Origin of the sequence: Dietzia sp. DQ11-44, assembly GCF_014145205.1 — a bacterium.
GTDB classification, from domain to species: domain Bacteria; phylum Actinomycetota; class Actinomycetes; order Mycobacteriales; family Mycobacteriaceae; genus Dietzia; species Dietzia natronolimnaea.
Genome location: NZ_JAALEC010000318.1, coordinates 1 through 3015, shown reverse-complemented (window position 1 = coordinate 3015; position 3015 = coordinate 1). Strand labels below are relative to the sequence as shown.

At 71.1% G+C, this 3015-nt stretch carries 3 protein-coding genes; all 3 read left to right on the top strand.

The annotated features are described in order from the left end of the window. Positions 1–213: 213 nt before the first annotated feature. Entirely contained in the window at positions 214–603 is a 390-nt protein-coding gene (locus tag G6018_RS08695) for a cupin domain-containing protein (protein ID WP_182639404.1), read from the top strand. A gap of 21 nt (positions 604–624) precedes the next feature. Then, positions 625–1305, top strand: a complete 681-nt coding sequence (locus tag G6018_RS08690; protein WP_182639403.1) for a nucleoside triphosphate pyrophosphatase — start codon at positions 625–627, stop codon at positions 1303–1305. Between the two features lie 165 nt (positions 1306–1470). After that, on the top strand, positions 1471–3015 hold a 1545-nt coding region (locus G6018_RS08685), incomplete at its 3' end, for a biotin carboxylase N-terminal domain-containing protein (protein ID WP_182639402.1).

Genomic DNA, 3015 nt, shown 5'->3' with positions numbered 1-3015 from the left:
TCCGCCAGTACTGACCCGGCCCAGCCCGGCGGCACCACAGCCGCCCCCGTCCCTGCACGCCCGCGCGCACCGAAGCGCCTGCGGGAGTGCGGCGCCGGGGGCGGCTGCGGTCTGTCCGTACAGGCGCGTGGGCGGATGCGGACCGGCTACGCGGCAACCACACCGGACGCCCGCCCCGTAGGTTGGGGGACACCAACTTCCAGGAGGCGCCGCGTGTCCAACGAGCCCACCACCCCCGAACGCGACGACCGCGACCACGGCAGCCGCGCCGGGACCACCGAGGGCACCGCCACCCATCTGACCGACATCATCGGTCGCGCCGAGCCCTTCGAGAACCGGCCTCGGGCCTCCGTCGTGCACGAGGACGAGACCGCGAAGATCGTGGCGTTCGAGTTCGCGGAGGGTCACGAACTCGGCAACCACGCGGCCCACCACCCGATCCTCGTCCAGGTCCTGAGGGGCCGGGTGGAGTTCGGCCTCCCCGACCGCACGGTCGTCCTGGTGCCCGGCGAAATGATCCACCTCACCGCGGGGCTGCGGCACTCGGTGCGTGCGATCGAGCCCACCACGCTCACCGTCACGATGCTGCTGCCGCGGAACTGAGGCCCTGGCTACGCTGGACCCATGATCACGTTCGTCCTCGCCTCGGCCTCCCCGTCCCGCCTGCGGATCCTCCAGCAGGCCGGCGTGGACCCGCTCATCCGACACCCGCAGGTCGACGAGGACGCCCTCCAGGCCGCACTCCCCGCGGCCACCCCGCATGTACGCGTGGTGGAGGAACTGGCCCGCGCGAAGGCGCAGGACGTCCTCGATCGTGAGGGCGGGGCACTCGCGGCCGAGGCCCGGGCCGCGGGTGCCGACACGCTCATCGTGGTGGGCTGCGACTCGATGCTCCTGGTCGACGGCCGGCTCGAGGGCAAGCCGCACACCTACGAGCGTGCGATGGCGCGGTGGCGGAGGATGCGCGGTCGTCACGGGGTGCTGATCACCGGCCACGCACTGATGGTCGCCGACCTCACCGGGGACGGCCCCCTCGTCGTCACCCGGAGCGGGACCGACACCTCCGACACCACGGTTCACTTCGGCGCCCCGTCGGACGCCGACCTCGACGTCTACCTCCGCACCGGCGAGCCCCTCGAGTGCGCCGGCGGCTTCACCATCGAGTCGCTCGGCGGCTGGTTCATCGACCGGATAGACGGCGACCCGTCGAGCGTCATCGGACTCAGCCTTCCGCTGTTGCGGCGCCTCCTCGAGGGGGCCGGGATCCACGCGCACCAGTTGTGGCGGCCCGAGCTCCGCAGCTGAACAGCAGGTCAGAGAGGCGACGACCCGCTCGGCCCGCCCCCGTGGGGCAGCCCTTCGACCCCCAAACCCACACATGAGGGGGGCCTCTCATTAGACTGCTGGAGAATATCGGTGCCCCTACCGGGCGCACCGGTCTAAGAGACGTCCATCACCAGGAGGCCCTGAGTGCCCAGTCATGCCAGCTCTCACATCACCAAGGTCCTCGTCGCCAACCGCGGCGAGATCGCTGTACGTGTGATCCGCGCGGCGAAGGACGCCGGTCTGGCCAGCGTGGCCGTGTACGCCGAGCCCGACGCCGATGCCCTGTTCGTCAAGCTGGCCGACGAGGCCTTCGCCCTGGGAGGCACCACCTCCGCGGAGTCCTACCTGGTCTTCGACAAGATCCTCGACGCGGCCGCCAAGTCCGGAGCCGACGCCATCCACCCCGGGTACGGCTTCCTCTCCGAGAACGCCGACTTCGCCCAGGCCGTCATCGACGCCGGGCTGATCTGGATCGGGCCGCCGCCCAGTGCCATCCGCGACCTCGGCGACAAGGTCACCGCCCGGCACATCGCCGAGCGCGCCAAGGCTCCGATGGCGGCCGGCACCAAGGACCCCGTCGCCAATGCCGACGAGGTCGTGAAGTTCGCGGAGGAGTACGGCCTGCCCATCGCCATCAAGGCCGCCTTCGGTGGCGGCGGGCGCGGGATGAAGGTCGCCCACGAGATGTCCGAGGTCGCCGAGCTCTTCGACTCGGCCACCCGTGAGGCCACCGCCGCCTTCGGTCGCGGCGAGTGCTTCGTCGAGCAGTACCTCGACAAGGCGCGCCACGTCGAGGCCCAGGTCCTCGCCGACCAGCACGGCAACGTGGTCGTCGCCGGCACCCGCGACTGCTCGCTGCAGCGTCGCTTCCAGAAGCTCGTCGAGGAGGCCCCGGCCCCGTTCCTCACCGACGACCAGCGCAAGCGGATCCACGACTCCGCCAAGGCCATCTGCAAGGAGGCCGGTTACTACGGCGCCGGCACGGTCGAGTACATGGTCCAGGGCGACACGATCTCCTTCCTCGAGGTCAACACCCGCCTCCAGGTGGAGCACCCGGTCACCGAGGAGACCGCGGGCATCGACCTCGTGCTGCAGCAGTTCAAGATCGCCGAGGGTGAGGTGCTCGAGTTCACCGAGGACCCGACCCCGCGCGGCCACGCGTTCGAGTTCCGCATCAACGGCGAGGACGCCGGACGCGGCTTCCTGCCCGCCCCCGGCACGATCACGGGCTACCACGAGCCCAGCGGGCCGGGCGTCCGCGTCGACTCCGGCGTCGAGCAGGGCGACACGATCGGTGGCCAGTTCGACTCGATGCTGGCCAAGCTGATCGTGTGGGGCGAGGACCGCGACCAGGCGCTCGCGCGGTCGGCCCGTGCCCTCGCGGAGTTCACGGTCGCGGGAATGGCCACCGTCATCCCGTTCCACGCCCACGTCGTCGCCAACCCCGCCTTCGTGGGTGACGGGAAGGGCTTCGACGTCTACACCAAGTGGATCGAGGAGGAGTGGGACAACCCGATCGAGCCGTGGAGCGCCACCGGTGCCCCCGCCGACGACGACGAGCCGGTCGAGCGCAAGAAGGTCGTCGTCGAGGTGGACGGCCGCCGCGTCGAGGTCTCGCTGCCCGGTGACCTGGCCTTCGGCGGGTCGCACAACGGTGGCACCGTCCGCCGCAAGGCCAAGGCCCGCACC